This window comes from Zoogloea sp. (assembly GCF_041914405.1).
Taxonomy (GTDB): Bacteria; Pseudomonadota; Gammaproteobacteria; order Burkholderiales; family Rhodocyclaceae; genus Zoogloea.
Window position 1 is genome coordinate 40,604 of record NZ_JAYSDK010000035.1, and the last position, 16,899, is coordinate 57,502.

The 16,899-nt window shown below is 68.0% G+C and carries 16 protein-coding genes; 5 read left to right on the top strand and 11 right to left on the bottom strand.

Translation table 11 applies throughout. The features are described from left to right. Positions 1–202 precede the first annotated feature (202 nt). The 3 genes from ACE3RX_RS18720 to ACE3RX_RS18730 are packed head-to-tail and all read left to right on the top strand — an operon-like array spanning position 203 to position 3,546. The gene (locus tag ACE3RX_RS18720; protein WP_374486483.1) at positions 203–1,075 is read left to right on the top strand and encodes a DUF3365 domain-containing protein; all 873 of its coding nucleotides are present in this window, start codon (positions 203–205) and stop codon (positions 1,073–1,075) included. 13 nt (positions 1,076–1,088) lie between these two features. Then, entirely contained in the window at positions 1,089–3,110 is a 2,022-nt protein-coding gene (locus ACE3RX_RS18725; RefSeq protein WP_374486484.1) for a protein kinase, read from the top strand. Positions 3,111–3,135: 25 nt separating this feature from the next. Further along, the gene (locus ACE3RX_RS18730) at positions 3,136–3,546 is read left to right on the top strand and encodes a PPC domain-containing DNA-binding protein (protein ID WP_374486485.1); all 411 of its coding nucleotides are present in this window, start codon (positions 3,136–3,138) and stop codon (positions 3,544–3,546) included. Here ACE3RX_RS18730 and ACE3RX_RS18735 read toward each other — a convergent pair. Then, entirely contained in the window at positions 3,532–4,407 is an 876-nt protein-coding gene (locus ACE3RX_RS18735) for a LysR family transcriptional regulator (RefSeq protein ID WP_374486486.1), read from the bottom strand. The genes ACE3RX_RS18730 and ACE3RX_RS18735 overlap by 15 nt on opposite strands. 102 nt (positions 4,408–4,509) lie before the next feature. On the opposite strand from ACE3RX_RS18735, the gene ACE3RX_RS18740 reads away from it, so the two are divergent. Continuing rightward, positions 4,510–5,724 (top strand): YbfB/YjiJ family MFS transporter, encoded by a 1,215-nt coding sequence (locus ACE3RX_RS18740; RefSeq protein WP_374486487.1) that lies wholly within the window; start codon positions 4,510–4,512, stop codon positions 5,722–5,724. 89 nt (positions 5,725–5,813) lie between these two features. On the opposite strand, the gene ACE3RX_RS18745 is transcribed toward ACE3RX_RS18740, so the two are convergent. From ACE3RX_RS18745 to ACE3RX_RS18760, 4 genes are all read right to left on the bottom strand, one after another. Continuing rightward, positions 5,814–6,452 carry a BON domain-containing protein gene (locus tag ACE3RX_RS18745; protein WP_374486488.1) on the bottom strand — a complete coding sequence of 213 codons (639 nt, stop codon included), beginning with the start codon at positions 6,450–6,452 and terminating at the stop codon, positions 5,814–5,816. After that, positions 6,449–7,042: a phosphoheptose isomerase gene (locus ACE3RX_RS18750; RefSeq protein ID WP_079432773.1), complete on the bottom strand. Its 594-nt coding sequence runs from the start codon at positions 7,040–7,042 to the stop codon at positions 6,449–6,451. The genes ACE3RX_RS18745 and ACE3RX_RS18750 overlap by 4 nt, the downstream gene beginning before the upstream one ends. A 72-nt stretch (positions 7,043–7,114) precedes the next feature. Then, positions 7,115–7,492, bottom strand: a complete 378-nt coding sequence (locus ACE3RX_RS18755) for an HIRAN domain-containing protein (protein ID WP_374486489.1) — start codon at positions 7,490–7,492, stop codon at positions 7,115–7,117. Next, complete coding sequence (locus ACE3RX_RS18760; RefSeq protein WP_374486490.1) at positions 7,482–7,850, bottom strand: YraN family protein; 369 nt, start codon at positions 7,848–7,850, stop codon at positions 7,482–7,484. Before ACE3RX_RS18760 ends, ACE3RX_RS18755 begins: the two co-directional genes overlap by 11 nt. 56 nt (positions 7,851–7,906) lie before the next feature. Between ACE3RX_RS18760 and rsmI the strand changes: the two genes are divergently transcribed. Continuing rightward, positions 7,907–8,785 (top strand): 16S rRNA (cytidine(1402)-2'-O)-methyltransferase, encoded by an 879-nt coding sequence (gene rsmI / locus ACE3RX_RS18765; protein ID WP_374486491.1) that lies wholly within the window; start codon positions 7,907–7,909, stop codon positions 8,783–8,785. Positions 8,786–8,800: 15 nt separating this feature from the next. Here the strand turns inward: rsmI and ACE3RX_RS18770 are convergent, their stop codons facing one another. The 6 genes from ACE3RX_RS18770 to ACE3RX_RS18795 form a co-directional block, all read right to left on the bottom strand. Continuing rightward, the gene (locus tag ACE3RX_RS18770; RefSeq protein ID WP_374486492.1) at positions 8,801–9,952 is read right to left on the bottom strand and encodes an ABC transporter substrate-binding protein; all 1,152 of its coding nucleotides are present in this window, start codon (positions 9,950–9,952) and stop codon (positions 8,801–8,803) included. A 142-nt stretch (positions 9,953–10,094) separates the two neighbouring features. Next, positions 10,095–11,090: a transporter gene (locus ACE3RX_RS18775; RefSeq protein WP_374486493.1), complete on the bottom strand. Its 996-nt coding sequence runs from the start codon at positions 11,088–11,090 to the stop codon at positions 10,095–10,097. Positions 11,091–11,204: 114 nt separating this feature from the next. Further along, complete coding sequence (locus ACE3RX_RS18780) at positions 11,205–12,542, bottom strand: sigma-54-dependent transcriptional regulator (protein WP_374486494.1); 1,338 nt, start codon at positions 12,540–12,542, stop codon at positions 11,205–11,207. Beyond that, positions 12,539–14,440 (bottom strand): ATP-binding protein, encoded by a 1,902-nt coding sequence (locus tag ACE3RX_RS18785; RefSeq protein ID WP_374486495.1) that lies wholly within the window; start codon positions 14,438–14,440, stop codon positions 12,539–12,541. Before ACE3RX_RS18785 ends, ACE3RX_RS18780 begins: the two co-directional genes overlap by 4 nt. A gap of 149 nt (positions 14,441–14,589) precedes the next feature. Then, positions 14,590–15,669, bottom strand: coding sequence for an asparaginase (locus ACE3RX_RS18790; RefSeq protein WP_374486496.1), 1,080 nt, complete (start codon positions 15,667–15,669; stop codon positions 14,590–14,592). A gap of 32 nt (positions 15,670–15,701) precedes the next feature. Next, complete coding sequence (locus ACE3RX_RS18795) at positions 15,702–16,772, bottom strand: porin (RefSeq protein ID WP_374486497.1); 1,071 nt, start codon at positions 16,770–16,772, stop codon at positions 15,702–15,704. Between the last annotated feature and the right edge of the window lie 127 nt (positions 16,773–16,899).

Below are 16,899 nucleotides of genomic sequence, written 5' to 3' on the forward strand. Positions count from 1 at the left end.
ATCGCCGGCGTCGGTTGCGGTGGTATGACGATATTCTTGCGTCTGTATGCAGTGGGGCGTGAAATCAAGGGGAAGGCCACCGCTGGCGGCCGGACACGTCTCGTGTCGGCCGGGGTGTCATGCTGCTGGCCTGCAATATGACTTGGCAATGTGCAAAAATGATAGCCCTTTCGGCCCATGGGCCATTTTCCGGAGGATTCCCATGGGACTGCGACTCAAGTTCAACCTGGTGCTGCTGGCGGTGTTCCTGGCCGGCTTCGGCGTTGCCGGCTACATTTCCCACGACCTGCTGTACCGCCATGCCCGCGAGCAGGTGCTGGGCGAAGCCCGGTTGGTCATGGAGGCGGCGCTGGCGATTCGCGGCTACACCGTCGGACAGGTGAAGCCGCACCTCAACCCGCTGATGGACAAGCAGTTCCTGCCGCAGACGGTGCCGGCCTACGCGGCCACCGAGACCCTCAACGAGCTGCACAAGAAGTACCCCAACTACGCTTACAAGGAAGCCACCCTCAACCCGACCAACCCGCGCGACCGGGCGGCGGACTGGGAGGCCGATCTGGTGAATACCTTCCGCAACACGCCAGACAGCAAGGAGATCACCGGCCAGCGCGACACGCCCACCGGCCCGGCGCTGTACGTGGCGCACCCGATCCGCATCGAGACGGCGGCCTGTCTGCCTTGTCACAGCTCGCCCGAGGCGGCGCCGCCGAGCATGATCAAGGTGTATGGGAGTGCCAACGGCTTTGGTTGGAAGCTCAACGAGGTGGTCGGCGCCCAGGTGGTGTCGGTGCCGATGTCGGTGCCGCTCGACAACGCCGCCCACGCCTTCCGCACCTTCATGACCTCGCTGGCGGCGGTCTTCGTCGCGGTTTTCGCGGTGCTCAACCTGATGTTGTCGTGGCTGATCATCCGTCCGGTGTCGCGCATGTCGGAAGCCGCCGACAAGATCAGCACCGGTGACTTCAACCAGCCGGAGTTCCCGGAGGGCGGCAAGGACGAAGTGTCGGTGCTGGCCAGTTCCTTCAATCGCATGCGTCGCAGTCTCGAGAAGGCGATGCAGATGATCGACGCCTGATCCGTCCGCCACCGTGAGCGACGAAATCCTTCCGCCCGTCCCGGGCCAGGACGACCTGTTCGCCCTGCCGTCCGGCTACGTCATCAACGAGTACCGCATCGAGCGGGTGCTTGGCGGGGGCGGATTCGGCATCACCTACCTGGCCCGTGACACGCACCTGGACTGCCAGGTGGCCATCAAGGAATACCTGCCCAAGGATCTCGCCGTGCGCCGCGACGGCTTTGCCGTGCGGCCGCGCTCCAGCGAGGCAGCCAAGGGCTTCGAGTGGGGACTGCAGCGCTTCCTGCTCGAATCGCGGGCGCTGGCCAGCTTCCACCATCCGGGCATCGTGCGGGTACTGCGCTATTTCCGCGGCAACGACACCGCCTATATGGTGATGGAGTACGAGACCGGCCAGCCGCTGCAGCGCTGGCTGGTGGGGCGCCTGCCCCTCGACCGGGCGAGCCTGGTGCGCATCGTGAGGCCCTTGCTCGACGGGCTGGAGGCGATCCACGCGGCGGGTTTCCTGCATCGGGACATCAAGCCCGGCAACATCTACATCCGGGCCGACGGCTCGCCGGTGCTGCTCGATTTTGGCTCGGCCCGCCGGCTGGAGCTGGACGGCATCGACCAGACCCTTACCGCAGTGGTGACGCCGGGCTTCGCGCCGGCCGAGCAATACCACCGCCACGGCAAGCAGGGGCCGTGGACCGACCTCTACGCAATGGCCGGGGTGATGTACTGGATGGTCACCGGCAAGCTGCCGATGGAGGCCTTTGCCCGCCTGCGCGAGGACGCCATGCCTAAGGCGGCCGACATTGGCAATGCGGATGCCTTCGGCGCGGGCATGCTGAAGGCCATCGACTGGGCGCTGAACCCTGACGAGGACAAGCGTCCGCGCCAGGTGGCGGATTTCCGTCGGGCCTGTCTGGCGCCGCCGACCGGCGGCGAAGCGTCCGAACCGCCGGTGGAGGTGCCGTTGCCCCTTGGGCTGTCGGCGTCGGAGGCGCGCACCTTCATCGGCGCCGTGCTCTTCGCCGACGTGGCCGGGGTGGCCAGCGACGAGGTCGCCCAGCGTGAGGGGCGTTCGCGCCTGGTGCGCATGCTGACCCAGGCCATCGCGCCGGTGCCCCCCACCACCCGGCTGGCGGTCAATACCAAGGAAGGCTGCGCGGTCTGCTACGTCGGCGACCCGGAGGATGCGCTGCGTACGGCGGTACAACTCGGCGACGCCGCAGCGGGCGAGGGGCTCGGCGTGCATATGGGCATCAACCTCGGCCCGGTGCGGGTTGCACCGGACCCCAACGGGCGTTCGCGCATCCTCGGCGACGGTATCACCACCGCCTTCCGGGTGATGCGTTTCTCGAACCCGGGCCAGGTGCTGGTGGCGCGGGCCTACTATGAAGTCATCCACCAGCTCAAGAACAACGCAGGCGACTACTTCCGCCACATCGGGATGCGCCGTGATCCCCAGGCCCGTGACCACGAGCTGTACGCCTACAGTGGGGTTAGCCTGCTCGCCAGCGCACGGGTGGCCGACCCGTCGATCCGCCAGGCAGCGCTGGGCAGCGACCTGAGCCTGGCGGCCATCGAGGCGGCGGAGCGCATCCTGGCCCTGCACATCGGGCCGATGGCGAAGATCCTGGTCCGCCGGACCTTGCCGCGTGCCGAGAACCTGGCGGGCCTGCACGAACTGCTGGCGGCGCTGATCCCCGATCCGGCGCCGCGCAGCGCCTTCCTGTCCGGCGTGGTGGCGGCCTCCGGGGCGGTATCGGGGACCGCGTCCCCGCGCAGTATCGCTGCCGGCACCGCCGCGCGCAGTTCGGCCAGCGTGTCGTCGGCAGCCGCCGGGGTGGTCAGCGTGATCCCGGACGTCGAACTGGCGCGGGTCGAGCAGATCTTCGCCCGTTATATCGGACCGATGGCCAAGGTGCTGGTGCGGCGGGAGTCGCGCACCGCCAACAGCGTGGCGACCTTGTGCCGGGCCTTGGCCAGCCATATCGACAAGGACGCCGAGCGCCGGCGTTTCATGAGCGAAGCCGGGTTGGTGGAGTGATCCGCGGCCTGGCCAGGAGAAGAGCATGGACGTGCAACCGATACGCCTGACCCCCGGCCAGGACCTGCGCCGGGCACTGGAATGTGCGCTGTTCGCCGAGGGCGGTTCGGCAGCCTTCGTGCTGGCGGGCATAGGCAGCCTGAGTGGCGCACACCTGAGGCTGGCCGGGGCCGGCGAGCTGCGCGCGGTGGACGGGGATATCGAGCTGCTGAGCCTTAGCGGCAGCATCGCCGCCAACGGTTCGCATCTGCACGGTACTGTGGCGACGGCTTCCGGAGCGGTGATCGGCGGTCACCTGGGCTATGGCTGCGTGGTGCGGACTACCGCGGAGATCCTGCTGATGCGCCTGCCGGGTTGGGATTTCCAGCGCGAACCCGACCTTCAAACCGGTTATGCCGAACTGGTGGTACGCCAGCGTGCCTCAGGGCTGGACTGAGCTTTCGACGCTGCCGTTGGCCAGCGCGGCCACGGCGTCGGAGAGGGTCTTGATCGCCGCCATCGGCGGCGCAGCGCGCAGGTAGGCCACGCCGGTCTGCACGCGGCTGATCTGCGGCGGCACTTCGCGGATAGTCAGGTCGGCCCGGTGTTGCGACTGCTCCACCACCCGGCGCGGCAGCAGCGTCCAGCCGAGGCCGACCGACACGCAGCCGAGGATGCCTTCCAGCGTGCCGAACTCCATCGCGTCGGCCACCGCGTGGCCGCTGGCCCGTTGCCAGGCCAGCGCGCGGGTGCGGTAGGCGCAGCCCTCGCGAAACAGGATCACTGGCTGCAGCACCGGGTCGGCGCCGGCCGCGCAGACTTGCACCAGTTCCTCCATCACCAGCTCATCGAAGGCCAGGTCCGGATGGATCACCGGCCCGCCGATGAAGGCGCAGTCGAGCTTGTGGTCGAGCAGGCGTTCGATCAGCGCGGCGCTGGTGTCGGTGCTGACCCGCAGTTCGACGCGCGGATGGCGGGCTCGTACTGCTTTTAGGGCACGGGGCAGATGCACGGCGGCGAAGGTCTCCATCGCGCCGATGCGCAGCTCGCCGACGCTCTCGCCAACCTGGCGGACGGCGGCGCTGGTTTCCCGTTCGAGCAGCAGCATGCGGCGGGCGTAGTCGAGGAGTACGCGTCCCGACGGCGCCAGCTCCAGTCCGCGGCCCTTGCGGTGGAACAGCTCGGTGCCGAGCTCCTCCTCCAGGCGACGGATGCGGCCCGTCACGTTGGACTGGACGGTGTTCAGCTTACGGGAGGCGGCGAGGATGCCGCCTTCCTCGACCACCGCCTGGAAGGTGCGCAGCGCGACGAGTTCCATATTCATATCTCCATAAGAGAATTGAACGTTCTTAATAAATCATTTGATGAGATAGTTTAGCCTGTTTATCGTGTCTTCTCCAACAACAAGGAGACTGCTGCGATGAGCGAACACAGTTCTGCCGCCGAACGTTTCCGCGTGCTCGGCGCCGGCATCTTCAGCCTGGTGCTGGCGCTGGGCGTCGCCCGTTTCGCCTATACGCCGCTGCTGCCGCTGATGCAGCAGCAGGCCGGGCTCGGCGTGGCCGAAGGGGGGCTGCTGGCGGCGGTCAATTACGCCGGCTACCTGAGCGGTGCGCTGCTCGCGTCGCTGATCGGCGATCTCGTCGTGAAGGACCGCCTGTACCGCATGGGCATGGTGCTGGCGGTGGCGAGTACCGCGGTGATGGGCCTGAGCACCGATCCGCTGGTGTGGGCGCTGTCGCGCTTTGTGGCCGGCCTGGCCAGTGCGGCCGGCATGCTGTTCGGCACGGGGTTGATCCTCAACTGGCTGATCCGCCACAACCACCGCAGCGAGCTGGGCATCCATTTCGCGGGTATCGGCATCGGCATCACCGCCTGTGCGGCGGCGGTCGCGCTGATGAGCCAATGGCTGGACTGGCGCCAGCAATGGTTCGCGCTGACAGTCTTCGGCGCCGTACTGCTGGTGCCTGCGCTGCGCTGGCTGCCGTCGCCGGGACGCAACCCGGCCAGCCACAGTGCCGCGCAGATGCAAGACCGGCCGCCGACGGTGGGCTTCCTGCGCCTGTTCATGGCGGCCTATTTCTGCGCGGGCATCGGCTATGTGGTCAGCGCCACTTTCATCGTCGCCATCGTGGACCGTCTGCCGGGCCTGGCGGGCAAGGGCTCGCTGGTGTTTCTGGCGATCGGCGTGGCGGCCGCGCCGGCCTGCATCCTGTGGGACCTGGTAGCGCGCCGCACCGGCGAGCTGAACGCGCTGATTATCGCGGCGGTGCTGCAAATCGCCGGCATCGTGCTGCCAGTCACGGTGGGCGGGCTGGCCGCTGCGCTCGTCGGGGCACTGCTGTTCGGCGCTACCTTCATCGGCATGGTGAGCCTGGTGCTGACGATGGCCGGCCGCTACTACCCGACCCGCCCGGCCAAGATGATGGGCAAGATGACCCTCTCCTACGGCGCGGCGCAGATCCTCGGCCCGGCAGTCACCGGCTGGCTGGCCACGGCGGTCGGCAGCTATGCGGCAGGGTTGTACCTGGCGGCCGCAGTGATGATGGTGGGAACGCTGCTGCTGGTGCTGCTGCGCGGCCTGGAAAAGCGGGAGATGTCTGCCGCCGGCCTGGTGCCCTGCCCACAAGCTTGAGTGGCCGCGTCGGCAACGATAAGGCCGCGTCAAACACAAAGGCCCTGCCGGAGTCCGGCAGGGCCTTTGGCATGCATCGTAGCTTGGCTTTACTTGCCCGATTCGGCGTTGTTGCCGGTGGCGTTGTCGAGGCGCTTGGCCTCTTCCTCGCTGATGTACTCGAAGACCCGCACGACCTTCTGCACGCCGCTGGTGGTACGCGCGACCTCGGTGGCGGCGTTGCCTTCCCGCTGGGTGACGAGGCCCATCAGGTAGACGGTGGAGGCTTCGGTCACTACCTTGACCTGCTGCACGCGGAAATCCTTCTGGGGCACGAAGCGGGCCTTCACCTGGGAGCTGATGTAGCTGTCGTTGCTGCGTGCTGACAGGGGGCTGGTGGGCGCCACGCGCAGCTCGTTGACCACTTCCTTGACGTTCTCGACGGCGGCGGCGATGCGGCCGGCCTCTTCACGGCTGGCCTCGTTGAAGGCTTCGCCGGTCAGCAGCAGCTTGCGGTTGAAGGCGGTGGTATTCACATGGACCTTGTCGCCGAGGGCATCCTCGATGCGCTTGACGCTCTTCCACTCGATGCCCTCGTCTTCCACGTAGGCGCCGGAGCTGCGGCGGTCGGAAACCATGGCGACGGCCATGCCGGTGCCACCGACGATGACCGGGATGCAGCCCTGGGCGGCGGCCAGGGTGCCGAGGACCAGCGCGGTCCAGGCCAGGGACTTGCGGGCGAGGTTCATTCTTCCACTCCGAGGAAAAGGCAATCGATGCCGTCGCACAGGCAGTGCAGGGTCACCAGGTGGACTTCCTGGATGCGCGCGGTGCGATCGGCCGGGACGCACAGATGGATGTCGCCGGGACCGAGAAGTTCAGCCATCTGGCCGCCGCCCTTGCCGGTGAGGGCCACCACGAGCATTTCCCGTTCGTGGGCGGCGTGGATGGCCTCGATCACGTTGGGCGAGTTGCCGCTGGTGGAGATGGCCAGCAGCACGTCGCCGGGTTGGCCGAGGGCACGCACCTGCTTGGAGAAGATCTGGTTGTAGTCGTAGTCGTTGGCGATGGACGTGAGGGTCGAGCTGTCGGTGGTCAGCGCCAGGCCGGCCAGCGGCGGGCGTTCCATCTCGAAGCGGTTGAGCAGCTCTGCGGCGAAGTGCTGGGCGTCGGCGGCCGAACCGCCATTGCCGCAGGCCAGGATCTTGCCGTTGTTCATCAGGCTGTGGGTCATCGTTTCGATGGCCGCGGCGATGGGCTCGGCCATGAACTCGAGGGCGGCCAGCTTGGTCTGGGCGCTGTCGGTAAATTGCTGCGCGATACGGGCAACGAGATCCATCTTTGACTCCGGAAAATTTGGCCGCGATTCTAGCATTTGCACTGCTGGGCCTGCCGGAAGCGAGAAATCCGCTTACAAACCGACCAGCACGTCCACGCGCAGACGTTTCCAGGGATTGGGGTCTTTCGCCAGCTTGCCGATGCGGCCGCCGATGGCGCTGCCCCGGTCCATCTCCTCGGCCACCGCCCGGTTCTCGGCGCGGGGCAGGTAGCCGAGCTTCTGGCCGCGCCACTCGACGCGCACCGCATAGCGATCATGGGCGTTGTCGGGTTCGCGGACCAGCGTCAGCGCGTCGCCTTCGCGCATCTCGTCCCACAGGATCTTGCCGCCGTAGTACTGGAAGCCGGCCAGTGGGGAACTCTGCACGAGGATGCGGACCTGCTGCGCCGTGGCCGGAGGGAGCAGGCTGCAACCGAGCAGCAGCACCAGCAGGATGCGCTCAATATGCATCGAAGGCGCCCCGTATCCAGTCGATGCCGTCGCGGTCGAGGCGCTCGAGCAGCACCGCGTCGAAGCGGCAGGGCAGGTTGGCGTAGCGCCGGCCGGCACCGTTCAGCCAATAGCGCGCGGCGAGGATAACGCGCTGGCGCTTGGCCGCGGTGATGCTTGCCGCAGCGCCGCCGAAGCGACTGTTGCTGCGCAGGCGCACCTCGACGAAGACCAGGCTGCCCCGGTCGGAGGCGATCAGGTCCACCTCGCCGCCACGGCAGCGCACGTTGCGGGCCAGGATCGTCAGCCCGTTCTTTTCCAGGTGGGCGGCGGCAAGCGCCTCGGCCGCCGCGCCGCGGCGCAGGTGTTCGGCTTGCATCGGCGGGTTGGCGCGCCCACAATCTCCGTCCCCCGCCTCCTGTCCCCAGTCCTGCCATGCATCCTGCCCTTTCCGACGCATCGTCCACCTCTCCGCTGAATAAGACATCGTCATTGTATGTGGTGGCCACGCCCTTGGGTAACTTGCAGGACATGAGCCTGCGTGCGTTGGCCGTGCTGAAGGCGGTGGACGCCGTTGCCGCCGAGGACACCCGCCACAGCCAGCGCCTGCTCGATGCCTTCGACATCCGGACGCGACTGGTCGCGCTGCACGAGCACAACGAGCAGGAAGCCGCCGGGCTGGTGATCCGCATGCTGGAGGAAGGCAAGCAGGTGGCGCTGATCACCGACGCGGGCACGCCGGCGGTGTCCGACCCTGGCGCACGGGCGGTGGCGCGGGTGCAGGACGCCGGTTTCCCGGTGGTACCGGTGCCGGGCGCCTGCGCAGCCATCGCGGCCTTGTCGGCCTCCGGGCTGGCCGACGGGCATTTCCATTTCCACGGCTTCCTGCCGACCAAGTCGGCGGCCCGCAAGAGCGCGCTGGACGCCCTGCGCGGCGTGCCGGGCACGCTGGTGTTCTACGAGGCACCGCACCGCATCGCCGAGACGCTGGATGACCTGGCGGCGACGCTCGAGCCGACCCGCCAGATCGTCGTCGCCCGCGAACTGACCAAGATGTTCGAGCAGATCGTGCGCATGCCGCTGGCCGATGCACCGGCCTGGCTGGCTGCCGACGCCAACCGCGCCCGCGGCGAGTTCGTGCTGCTGGTGTCGGCGGCGCCCGCCAGTGAAGGCCTGTCGCCGGAGGCCGAGCGGGTGCTCGGCCTGCTCCTCGCCGAACTGCCGGTGAAGCAGGCCGCCAAGCTGGCCGCGGCGATCACCGGTGCATCGAAGAACGCGCTGTACGAGCGGGCGCTGGAGCTGCGCGACAGCTGACCCCCGGCGCGCCTGTCAGCGCAGGTGCTGACCGTCGCGACCGAGCAGGGTGACTTCGACGCGTTGGGAGCCGATGCGGTTGCCGTGGCCGAAGCGCACCTGGAAACCGCCCAGGTCCACGTCCAGGTTTTCGAGGGACTGCATCACCGTGGCCGGGGTCGGCGTGCCCTTGGTGCGGCGAATCGCCTCGATCAGCACGCGGGCGCCGACGTATTCCTCGAAACTGGTGTAGGACGGCTCCTCGCCCGGTGCGAAGCGCTGCAGCGCGGCGTTGTAGTCCCGCGCGATGCGCGTGACGCCGCTGAATGGCGAGGGCATGACCTGGGTGATGCCGACGCCGCGGGCCGCATCGCCGCCCGCCAGCTGGTGTAACTCGCGGCCATTCACCACCGAAATGCTGAACAGCTGGGTGCCGGGGCTGACTGGCTGGTAGGCCTTCACGAAGGCGGCGGTGGGCCTGACCACGCCGATCATGATCACCGCCTGGGGGGCGCCGGCGGCAATGTCGCGCACGGCGGCGGCGACGTCCTCTGTGTTCTTCTCGTAACTGCCTTTGCTGACGATCTTCAGCTTGTGCTTTTCCAGCGCTCGTTCGACGCCGGCCAGCCCGGCCTGGCCGAAGGGGTCGTTCTGGTAGAACACCGCGATGCGCTGCAGGCCGGAGGCGACGAACTGGCGCACCATGGCCTCGGTCTCGTCGCCGTAGCTGGCGCGGATATGGAAGATCCACGGGTTGTAAGGGGACCTCAGCGGCTCGCCGCCTGTGTAGGGGGCGATCAGCGCGATGTTGCCGTCGGCCAGCACGCCATGCTTGAGCAGTTCGGCGATATTGCCGGTGCCGGCATAGCCGATCAGCGCTACCGCCTTGTCGCGGCGGATCAGCTCATGGGTGAGGCGCACGGTCTCGGCGGTCTGGTAGCCGTCATCCTTGACCACGTGGGTCAGGGTGCGGCCGCCGACCCCGCCGGCAGCGTTGGCGGCATCGATCGCGAGCCGCACGCCCAGCGCCATCGCTTTGCCCGTGCTGGCCAGCACACCGCTGAGGGGTACGCTCTGGCCGATCACCAGCGCTTCGGCATGTGCCGGGCGGCTCCCCGAAAAACCCAAAATGAGCGCCAGCAGGCAGCTCCCGAGCAACCCTTGTCTCCATGTGTTCAGCATCTTCATGTCTTTCTTTTATGAAAATGGCGTGAGTATGGAGGGCCTGCGGAGGTCGTCTTATGACCTGCTGCGAGGTGGGGGAGTGACGAATTCCCCACAATGGGTGTGGGGAATTCAAGGCGCTAAGGTGGAAGGACGGAAGCCCGCCTCAGAAGCGCTGGCTGATCCCGACGGTAAAGCTGCGCGGCGCAGTGAGCTGGCCGCCCTGCGGATCCTGCGGGTCGGTCTTGGCATATTGGCTGACCGCCAGCTGCAGCAGCCCGTAGACCTGGGTGCGTGGTGCGATGGCGTAGCTGAGGCCGGGGCTGAGGTAGAAGGCGTGGCCGCCCGACGCCGGGTTGGCGGCGGCGCCGCCGTCCCGTGGGCGGTGCAGCGCATTGAGCTGCAGCAGGCCGGTGAGCCCGGGGGCCAGCGCGTAGTGGGTGCCCAGGTCGAGCTTGACCTCGGTGCCCGGGCGGTAGTCGCTGCGGGTGGCCAGGGCGGTCTGCAGCTGGGCGCTGGCGAACCAGCCCCAACCGCTGCCCGGCAGGGTCTGGAAGTAATAGGCGCCGAGGATGGCGTCGGTGCTGCCGCTGCCCGGCTGGGCGGAACGCTCCAGTGCGTAGGGCGTGCCCGGATCGGCCGGGTCGGGCGGGGTCATGGTCTTGTTGGTGGCGCCGGTCGGCAGCTTGAGGCCGAAGCGCAGGCCAAAGCCGGAGAACGGGTTGCCCGGATCGAGGCGGTAGCGGCCGACGACCCGCATGTCGCCGATCGCGTGGAAGCGGGTCGACTGGGTTAAGGGGCCGTCGGAGGACGAATCAAAGGTGTGGCGGTGGTCACGGATCACCATCGGCAGACTGAGCGTGGCGCTCCAGCGCGCATTGAAGGTGTATTCGGCGTCCAGGTTGAGGAGCCGGTTGAGGGTGCGCTGGTTCTCGATCTCCTCGTCGCTTCTGCTAGGTGTGGCCGCGGCGATGCGGGCGTGGCCGGCGCGCAGCGTGCTGGCATTGGCGTAGGAGTAGCGCGCGTCGAGGCGCAAGCCTTCAGCGCTGGCCAGGCCTTGGGTGTCCCAGTTGGTGTCCACGGTGCAGAAGGAGGAGCCGCAGGAGGCGTGGACGGCGGGGGCCAGTACGGCGGCCAGCAGGGTGCAAAGGTGTCTTTTCATCGGGCGCTCATGCTTGCCGCGGCCGGCGGGCCAGGCGGAACGCGGCAGAGCTTAGCCGAGGGTGCCGACCCGATGCTGCGACAAGATGTCGCAGGCCGGAACGGAGCTGTGGGTTCAGCTGTCGCCGCCCTGCAGGCCGTACTTGCGGATCTTGTCGTGCAGCGTGGTCTTGGGCACGCGCAGAGCCTCGGCGCTGCGTGCCAGGCTGCCGCCCTGGCGGCGCAGCTCGGCGGCGATCAGGCTGCGCTCGAAGCTCTCCACCGATTCGGCCAGCGAGGCCGGCGGCGCGTCGCCGGGGGCGGCGCCGAGGACGTCCTTGCCGACGCCGAGGACCACGCAATCGGCGACGTTGCGCAGCTCGCGCACGTTGCCGGGCCAGGTGTGGGCCATCAGGCGCCGCATCTGCTCGGGCGGCACGGTGGGCAGCGGGCGTTCATGGCGCTGGGCGGCCTGCAGGAGGAAGTGTTCGAGCAGCAGCGGGATGTCCTCGCGGCGCTCGCGCAGCGGCGGCAGGTCGATGGTGACCACGTTGAGGCGGTAGTAGAGGTCGGCGCGGAAGGTCTGGCGTTCGGCCCGTTCCTTGAGGTCGTCCTTGGTGGCGGCGACCACCCGGCAGTCCACCGGTTGCAGCTGGTTGGAGCCGAGGCGCTCCACGACGCGTTCCTGCAGCACGCGCAGCAGCTTGATCTGTACGCCCAGCGGCATGCTTTCCAGCTCATCGAGGAAGAGGGTGCCCTTGTTGGCGTACTCGATCTTGCCGATGCGGCGCTTCTGAGCGCCGGTGAAGGCGCCGGCCTCGTGGCCGAACAGCTCGCTGTCGAGCAGGTTGTCGGGCAGGCCGCCGCAGTTGAGGGCCACGAAGGGGCCGCTCTTGCGCGGTGACAGTTCGTGCAGGCACTGGGCGATGAGCTCCTTGCCGGTGCCGGTCTCGCCGCGCACCAGTACGTCCACGCTGGTGCCGGCCACGTCGCTGATCAGCTGGCGCACGCGGGCCATCTGCGGTGAGCGGCCGATCAGCTTGGCCTCGATGCCGTCGCGCTGTTCCAGGCGGCGGCGCAGGTCGAGCACTTCGAGGGTCAGTGCGCGCTTGTCGAGGGCGCGGCGCACCACGTCCACCAGCAATTCCGGCGAGAAGGGTTTCTGGATGAAGTCGTAGGCGCCGTTGCGCATGGCCTCGACGGCGAGGGTCACGTCGCCGTGGCCGGTGATGATGATCACTGGCAGGTCGGCGTCCATCGCCTGGCAGCGGCGCAGCACCTCCATGCCGTCGGCCCTGGGCAGGCGCATGTCGGTGACGACGATGCCGGGAAAGCCGGCGGACAGGCGGGCCAGGCCTTCCTCGGCGGAGCCGACGCCTTCCACCGGGATGTCGGCAAGCATCATGGCCTGCTCGCAGCCAAGGCGTACGTCGGGGTCGTCTTCGATGATGAGTACGCGAAGTTCAGGTGTCATGACGGTTCTTTCGGTGCGGCGGGGAGTTGCAGGATGAAGCGGGCACCGCCTTCCGGGCGGTTCTCGGCGCGCAGGTCGCCGCCGAACTCGCGGACGATGTCGCGGGAGATGGCCAGGCCGAGGCCGAGGCCCTCGCCGGCAGGCTTGGTGGTGAAGAAGGGTTCGAACAGCGTGCCGTCTTCGGGCAGGCCGCAGCCGCTGTCGGCGATGACGAGTTCCAGGTTGCCGTCGTCGCGGGAACTGGCTTCGATGAGGAGTTCCTTGCGTCCGCTGTCGGCCATTGCGTCGCCGGCGTTGCGGATCAGGTTGATGAGCACCTGCTCGAGCCGGTTCTGGTCGCACCAGGCGATGGCCTGGCCGGGCTCGCAGCGGTTGATGAGGGTGATGCCAGCCTTGGTGAGGCGCTGGTCGAGCAGGAACAGGGCAGCGCTGACCGCGTGGGCCAGGTCGGTGGCGGCGGGCACCGCCGGCGACTTGCGGGCGAAAGTCTTGAGCGGCGTGATGATGCGCCCCATCTGGTCGGCCAGACGGGCGATGATCGTCAGATTCTGCTCGACGGTCGGCAAGTTGCCGCGCTTCATGAACTCGATGGCATTGCCCGACAGGGTGCGCATGGCGCCCAGCGGCTGGGCCAGTTCGTGGGTGATGCCGGCGGCGAGTTGGCCAAGCACGGCCAGCTTGGCGGCTTGTACCAGCTCGTCCTGGGCGGCGCGCAGGGTCTGCTCGGCCTGCTGGCGTTCCGCCACTTCCTTGCGCAGGCGGGCGTTGGTATCGGTCAGCGCGCGGGTGCGGCGGGCGACCTTGCTTTCGAGCTGGGCGTTGGCCTGTTCGAGCAGTTCCTTCGCCTCCAGCTTCTGGCGCACGATGCGCCGGCGCTGGGCCAGTACCAGCAGGAGCAGCAGCACGAAGCCGGTGGCGACCGCCGCCAGCGCGCCGTGGCCGAGGGCCTGGGTGCGCACCGGGCGCAGGTCGGAAAAGATCAGCAGGCGCCAGCCCACGTCCTGCAGGCCGCGCCCATGTACCAGGTAGCTGCCGGCGAAGCCGGCGTGGGGGCGGACGGAGCTGTTGTGCAGGGCCATGTGCACGATCTGTCCGTCCGGGCCAGGATCGTCATCGATGGGCACCGGAAAGTCGCCGATTGGACCTTCGTTGTAGAGGCGGCTCATCTTGACCTCGACCCGGGTGTCGAGGGGCAGCGGCTTGAGGGCGGTGTAGCGCCACTCGGGCACCGAGGACAGGATCACCACGCCGTTGCCGTCGGCGATCAGCGCCGGCGCGCCGAGCAGGCTCCAGGCCTGGTCGAGCTGGTCGAGGCTGATCTTGATGACGGCTACGCCGACGACCCGCTCGCCGTCGCGGATCGGGGTGGATACGAAATAGCCTGGCTCGCCGCGGGTGGTGCCGATGGCGAAATGGCGGCCGACCCGGCCGGCGAGGCCGTCGACGAAATAGCTGCGGAAGGACAGATCCTCGCCGACGAAGTTTTCGCTTGGGTGGTTCCAGTTGCTGGAGGCGAGCACGATGCCGCGCTGGTTCATGACGAAGATCGCGACACTGCCGATGTGTTCGTTGAGTTGCTGCAGGAAACGGTTGGCGGCCTGTACGCTGGTGGCGCTGTGCGGGCTGCGCATCAGGTTGAGGACTTCCTCGTTGAGCTGGATGGTGGCCGGGATGTGCGCATAGCGGTTGACGATGCCGTCCACCGCCGCGGCGAAGAGGTCCAGGCGGTGGCCGGCGTCGGTGCGCAGGGTCTGCATGCCCTGGTATTCGCTGGCCCGGTAACCACCGATGCCGATCAGGCTGATCACCAGCAGGAGGGCGGCGACGATCAGCGGGTTCGGAGACACGGAGCGCGAGGGCGGCAGCTGCGGGGTCGGTGCCGGAGGGGTATCGGTCATCGCCTGTCGGTGTGTTTCCGTTGAGGGCTTGTTCTTCTGTGTGGGCGAATGCATCCGCCCACCGGGGATGTGCTGTCTATTCAAGGATACAACCCCCGCGCCGCCCTTGCCGGGTCGGCGCGGGAGGCGGTTCCCCCCGGCGCGCGGGTTCAGTACTCCATGAACATCCGCTGCAGTTCCTTGCTGTCCTGGGTCTTGGTCAGGGCCACGGCGGCGAGGATGCGGGCCTTCTGCGGGTTGAGGTCATGGGCGACGACCCAGTCGTACTTGTCGTCGGGCTGCTCGGCATTGCGCAGCACGAAGCCGCCGCCAACCACGCGGGACGAGCGGATGATCTGCACGCCCTTGCCGCGCAGGGCTTGCAGGGCTGGCACGACGGCGCTGCTGACCGAGCCGTTGCCGGTGCCGGCATGGATGACGGCGCGGGCGCCGCCTTCGGCGAAGGCTTTGTAGGCGGTGGGCGTGGCGTTGCCGTAGCCGTAGGCGATGTCCACCGGGGCCAGCTTGTCGAGCTTGTCGATGTCGAACTCGGTGCCAGTGGTGTGGCGCTTGGCGGGGGCGCGGAACCAGTAGGTCTTGCCCTCGACGATCATGCCCAGCGGACCCCACGGGCTCTTGAAGGCCTCGGTCTTGATGTTGACCGCCTTGCTCACGTCGCGGCCGGTGTGGATCTCGTCGTTCATGGTGACCAGCACGCCCTTGCCGGCGGCGTCCTTGGCTGCGGCGACGGCCACCGCGTTGTAGAGGTTGAGCATGCCGTCGGCGGACATGGCGGTGCCCGGCCGCATGGAGCCGACCACCACCACCGGCTTGTCGGTCTTCAGCACCAGGTTCAGGAAGTAGGCGGTTTCTTCCAGGGTGTCGGTGCCGTGGGTGATCACGATGCCGTCCACGTCCGGCTGGCGGGCGAGGGCGGCGACACGCTTGCCGAGGGTCAGCAGGTTGTCGTTGGTGAAACTCTCGGAGGCGATCTGGAAGACCTGCTCGCCGCGGACCTCGGCGACGTTGGCGAGCTCCGGCACACCGGCGATGAGCTTGTCCACCGGCACCTTGGCCGCCTGGTAGGTGGCGCTGTTGGCAACGCTGGCGCCGGCGCCGGCAATGGTGCCGCCGGTGGCGAGGATCACCACGTGGGGTTTGCCGTCCGCGTAGGCGGCGGGGAAGGCGGCGGCCAGGCTGGCGGCGAGGATGGATGACAGGACGAAGGGGCGGGTGAGCAGACGGGTCATGGTGGGTCTCCTGGGGATGAGGGTTTGGGCGATCAGAAGTTGTGGCGGATGCCGGCGGCGATCGAGCGGTTGTCCAGCCCGGCCGCGGTGCCGAGGAAGTTGTAGGCGCCGCCGCCACCGACGGTCTGTGCGCTGTCGTTGTCGATGCGGGTGTAATAAGCGTAGAGCTTGCTGCGCTTGGACAGGTTGTAGTTGTAGGCGACGGTGTATTGCTTGCCGGCGGTGTCGTGGGTGCCGCTGTAGTCGCCGGCCACGCCGACGTTGAGGTGGAACTCGTGGGCGCCCACCGGTGCCATCAGGGCGACCCGGTAATAGTTGCGGCTGACCGTGTCGGTGAGGGTGTCGCGCCGGGAGCGTTCAAACAGCGCGCCGAGTACGAGAGGGCCGAAGTTGTAGCTGCCGCCGGCGCTGATCGCGCGGTCGTTGTTGAGGCGGACGGCGTCGCTGCCATCCAGGTCCTTGGTGTTCTGGGCGGACACGTAGGTGATGGCGGCGTGCAGGGGGCCGCGGTCGTAGCTGCCGACCAGGCCGAGGTGGTGGGGTGTGCGCTTGGTGCCGGTGGTCGTGGGGGCCTCGTCCAGCAGCGCGTAGTCGGCCTCGAAGGTGAAGCCGGCGAGGGTCGGGCTGGTGTACCACACGGTGTTGTTCATGCGCCCGCCGGCGGCGGTGGAGTTGCCGGTGACGGCGGACGACAGCAGCGCATCGGCGGAATAGCCCGAGTCGTGGTTGTGCATGCTGATGTAGTCGTAGAGCGCATAGTACGCCGGGCCGAGGGTGCGTCCGAGGCGCAGGGTGCCCTGAGGGGTGCGCAGGCCGACGAAGCTGTCGCGGCTGGCCAGGGAGGTGGAGTCGCTGCCGTCGACGCGGATGCGGCTTTCGACCTGGAACAGCGCGGCCATGCCGCCGCCCAGTTCTTCGGTGCCGCGAAAGCCGATCCGCGAGGCGTTGTCGTTGACGACGTTGTGGGCCGGGCCCTGTTCTGCCTTGACGTTTTCGAAGGTGGCATTGACGCGTCCGTAGAACACCACGTTGGACTCGGCGTGGGCATTCAGTGCGGCGAGGCCTGCAAGGGTGGCCAGGGTGATGCGGGTTGTCTTTTTCATGTCTGTCGGACTTTGAGGCGGTTGGGGGGCTTATTCGAAGGCTTTGTCGTTGGGGGCCTGGTAAAGCTTCTGCATGGCGTCGGAGAGCGGGAAGTTGAGGTTCAGTCCCTTGGGCGGGATGGGCTGG

What these genes read in the sequence shown, in the direction of transcription:
- ACE3RX_RS18720 (WP_374486483.1), top strand. Translation starts at nt 203, where the DNA reads ATGGGACTGCGACTCAAGTTCAACCTGGTGCTGCTGGCGGTGTTCCTG.
- ACE3RX_RS18730 (WP_374486485.1), top strand. Translation starts at nt 3,136, where the DNA reads ATGGACGTGCAACCGATACGCCTGACCCCCGGCCAGGACCTGCGCCGG.
- ACE3RX_RS18735 (WP_374486486.1), bottom strand. Translation starts at nt 4,407, where the DNA reads ATGGAACTCGTCGCGCTGCGCACCTTCCAGGCGGTGGTCGAGGAAGGC.
- ACE3RX_RS18740 (WP_374486487.1), top strand. Translation starts at nt 4,510, where the DNA reads ATGAGCGAACACAGTTCTGCCGCCGAACGTTTCCGCGTGCTCGGCGCC.
- ACE3RX_RS18745 (WP_374486488.1), bottom strand. Translation starts at nt 6,452, where the DNA reads ATGAACCTCGCCCGCAAGTCCCTGGCCTGGACCGCGCTGGTCCTCGGC.
- ACE3RX_RS18750 (WP_079432773.1), bottom strand. Translation starts at nt 7,042, where the DNA reads ATGGATCTCGTTGCCCGTATCGCGCAGCAATTTACCGACAGCGCCCAG.
- ACE3RX_RS18755 (WP_374486489.1), bottom strand. Translation starts at nt 7,492, where the DNA reads ATGCATATTGAGCGCATCCTGCTGGTGCTGCTGCTCGGTTGCAGCCTG.
- ACE3RX_RS18760 (WP_374486490.1), bottom strand. Translation starts at nt 7,850, where the DNA reads ATGCAAGCCGAACACCTGCGCCGCGGCGCGGCGGCCGAGGCGCTTGCC.
- rsmI (WP_374486491.1), top strand. Translation starts at nt 7,907, where the DNA reads ATGCATCCTGCCCTTTCCGACGCATCGTCCACCTCTCCGCTGAATAAG.
- ACE3RX_RS18770 (WP_374486492.1), bottom strand. Translation starts at nt 9,952, where the DNA reads ATGAAGATGCTGAACACATGGAGACAAGGGTTGCTCGGGAGCTGCCTG.
- ACE3RX_RS18775 (WP_374486493.1), bottom strand. Translation starts at nt 11,090, where the DNA reads ATGAAAAGACACCTTTGCACCCTGCTGGCCGCCGTACTGGCCCCCGCC.
- ACE3RX_RS18780 (WP_374486494.1), bottom strand. Translation starts at nt 12,542, where the DNA reads ATGACACCTGAACTTCGCGTACTCATCATCGAAGACGACCCCGACGTA.
- ACE3RX_RS18785 (WP_374486495.1), bottom strand. Translation starts at nt 14,440, where the DNA reads ATGACCGATACCCCTCCGGCACCGACCCCGCAGCTGCCGCCCTCGCGC.
- ACE3RX_RS18790 (WP_374486496.1), bottom strand. Translation starts at nt 15,669, where the DNA reads ATGACCCGTCTGCTCACCCGCCCCTTCGTCCTGTCATCCATCCTCGCC.
- ACE3RX_RS18795 (WP_374486497.1), bottom strand. Translation starts at nt 16,772, where the DNA reads ATGAAAAAGACAACCCGCATCACCCTGGCCACCCTTGCAGGCCTCGCC.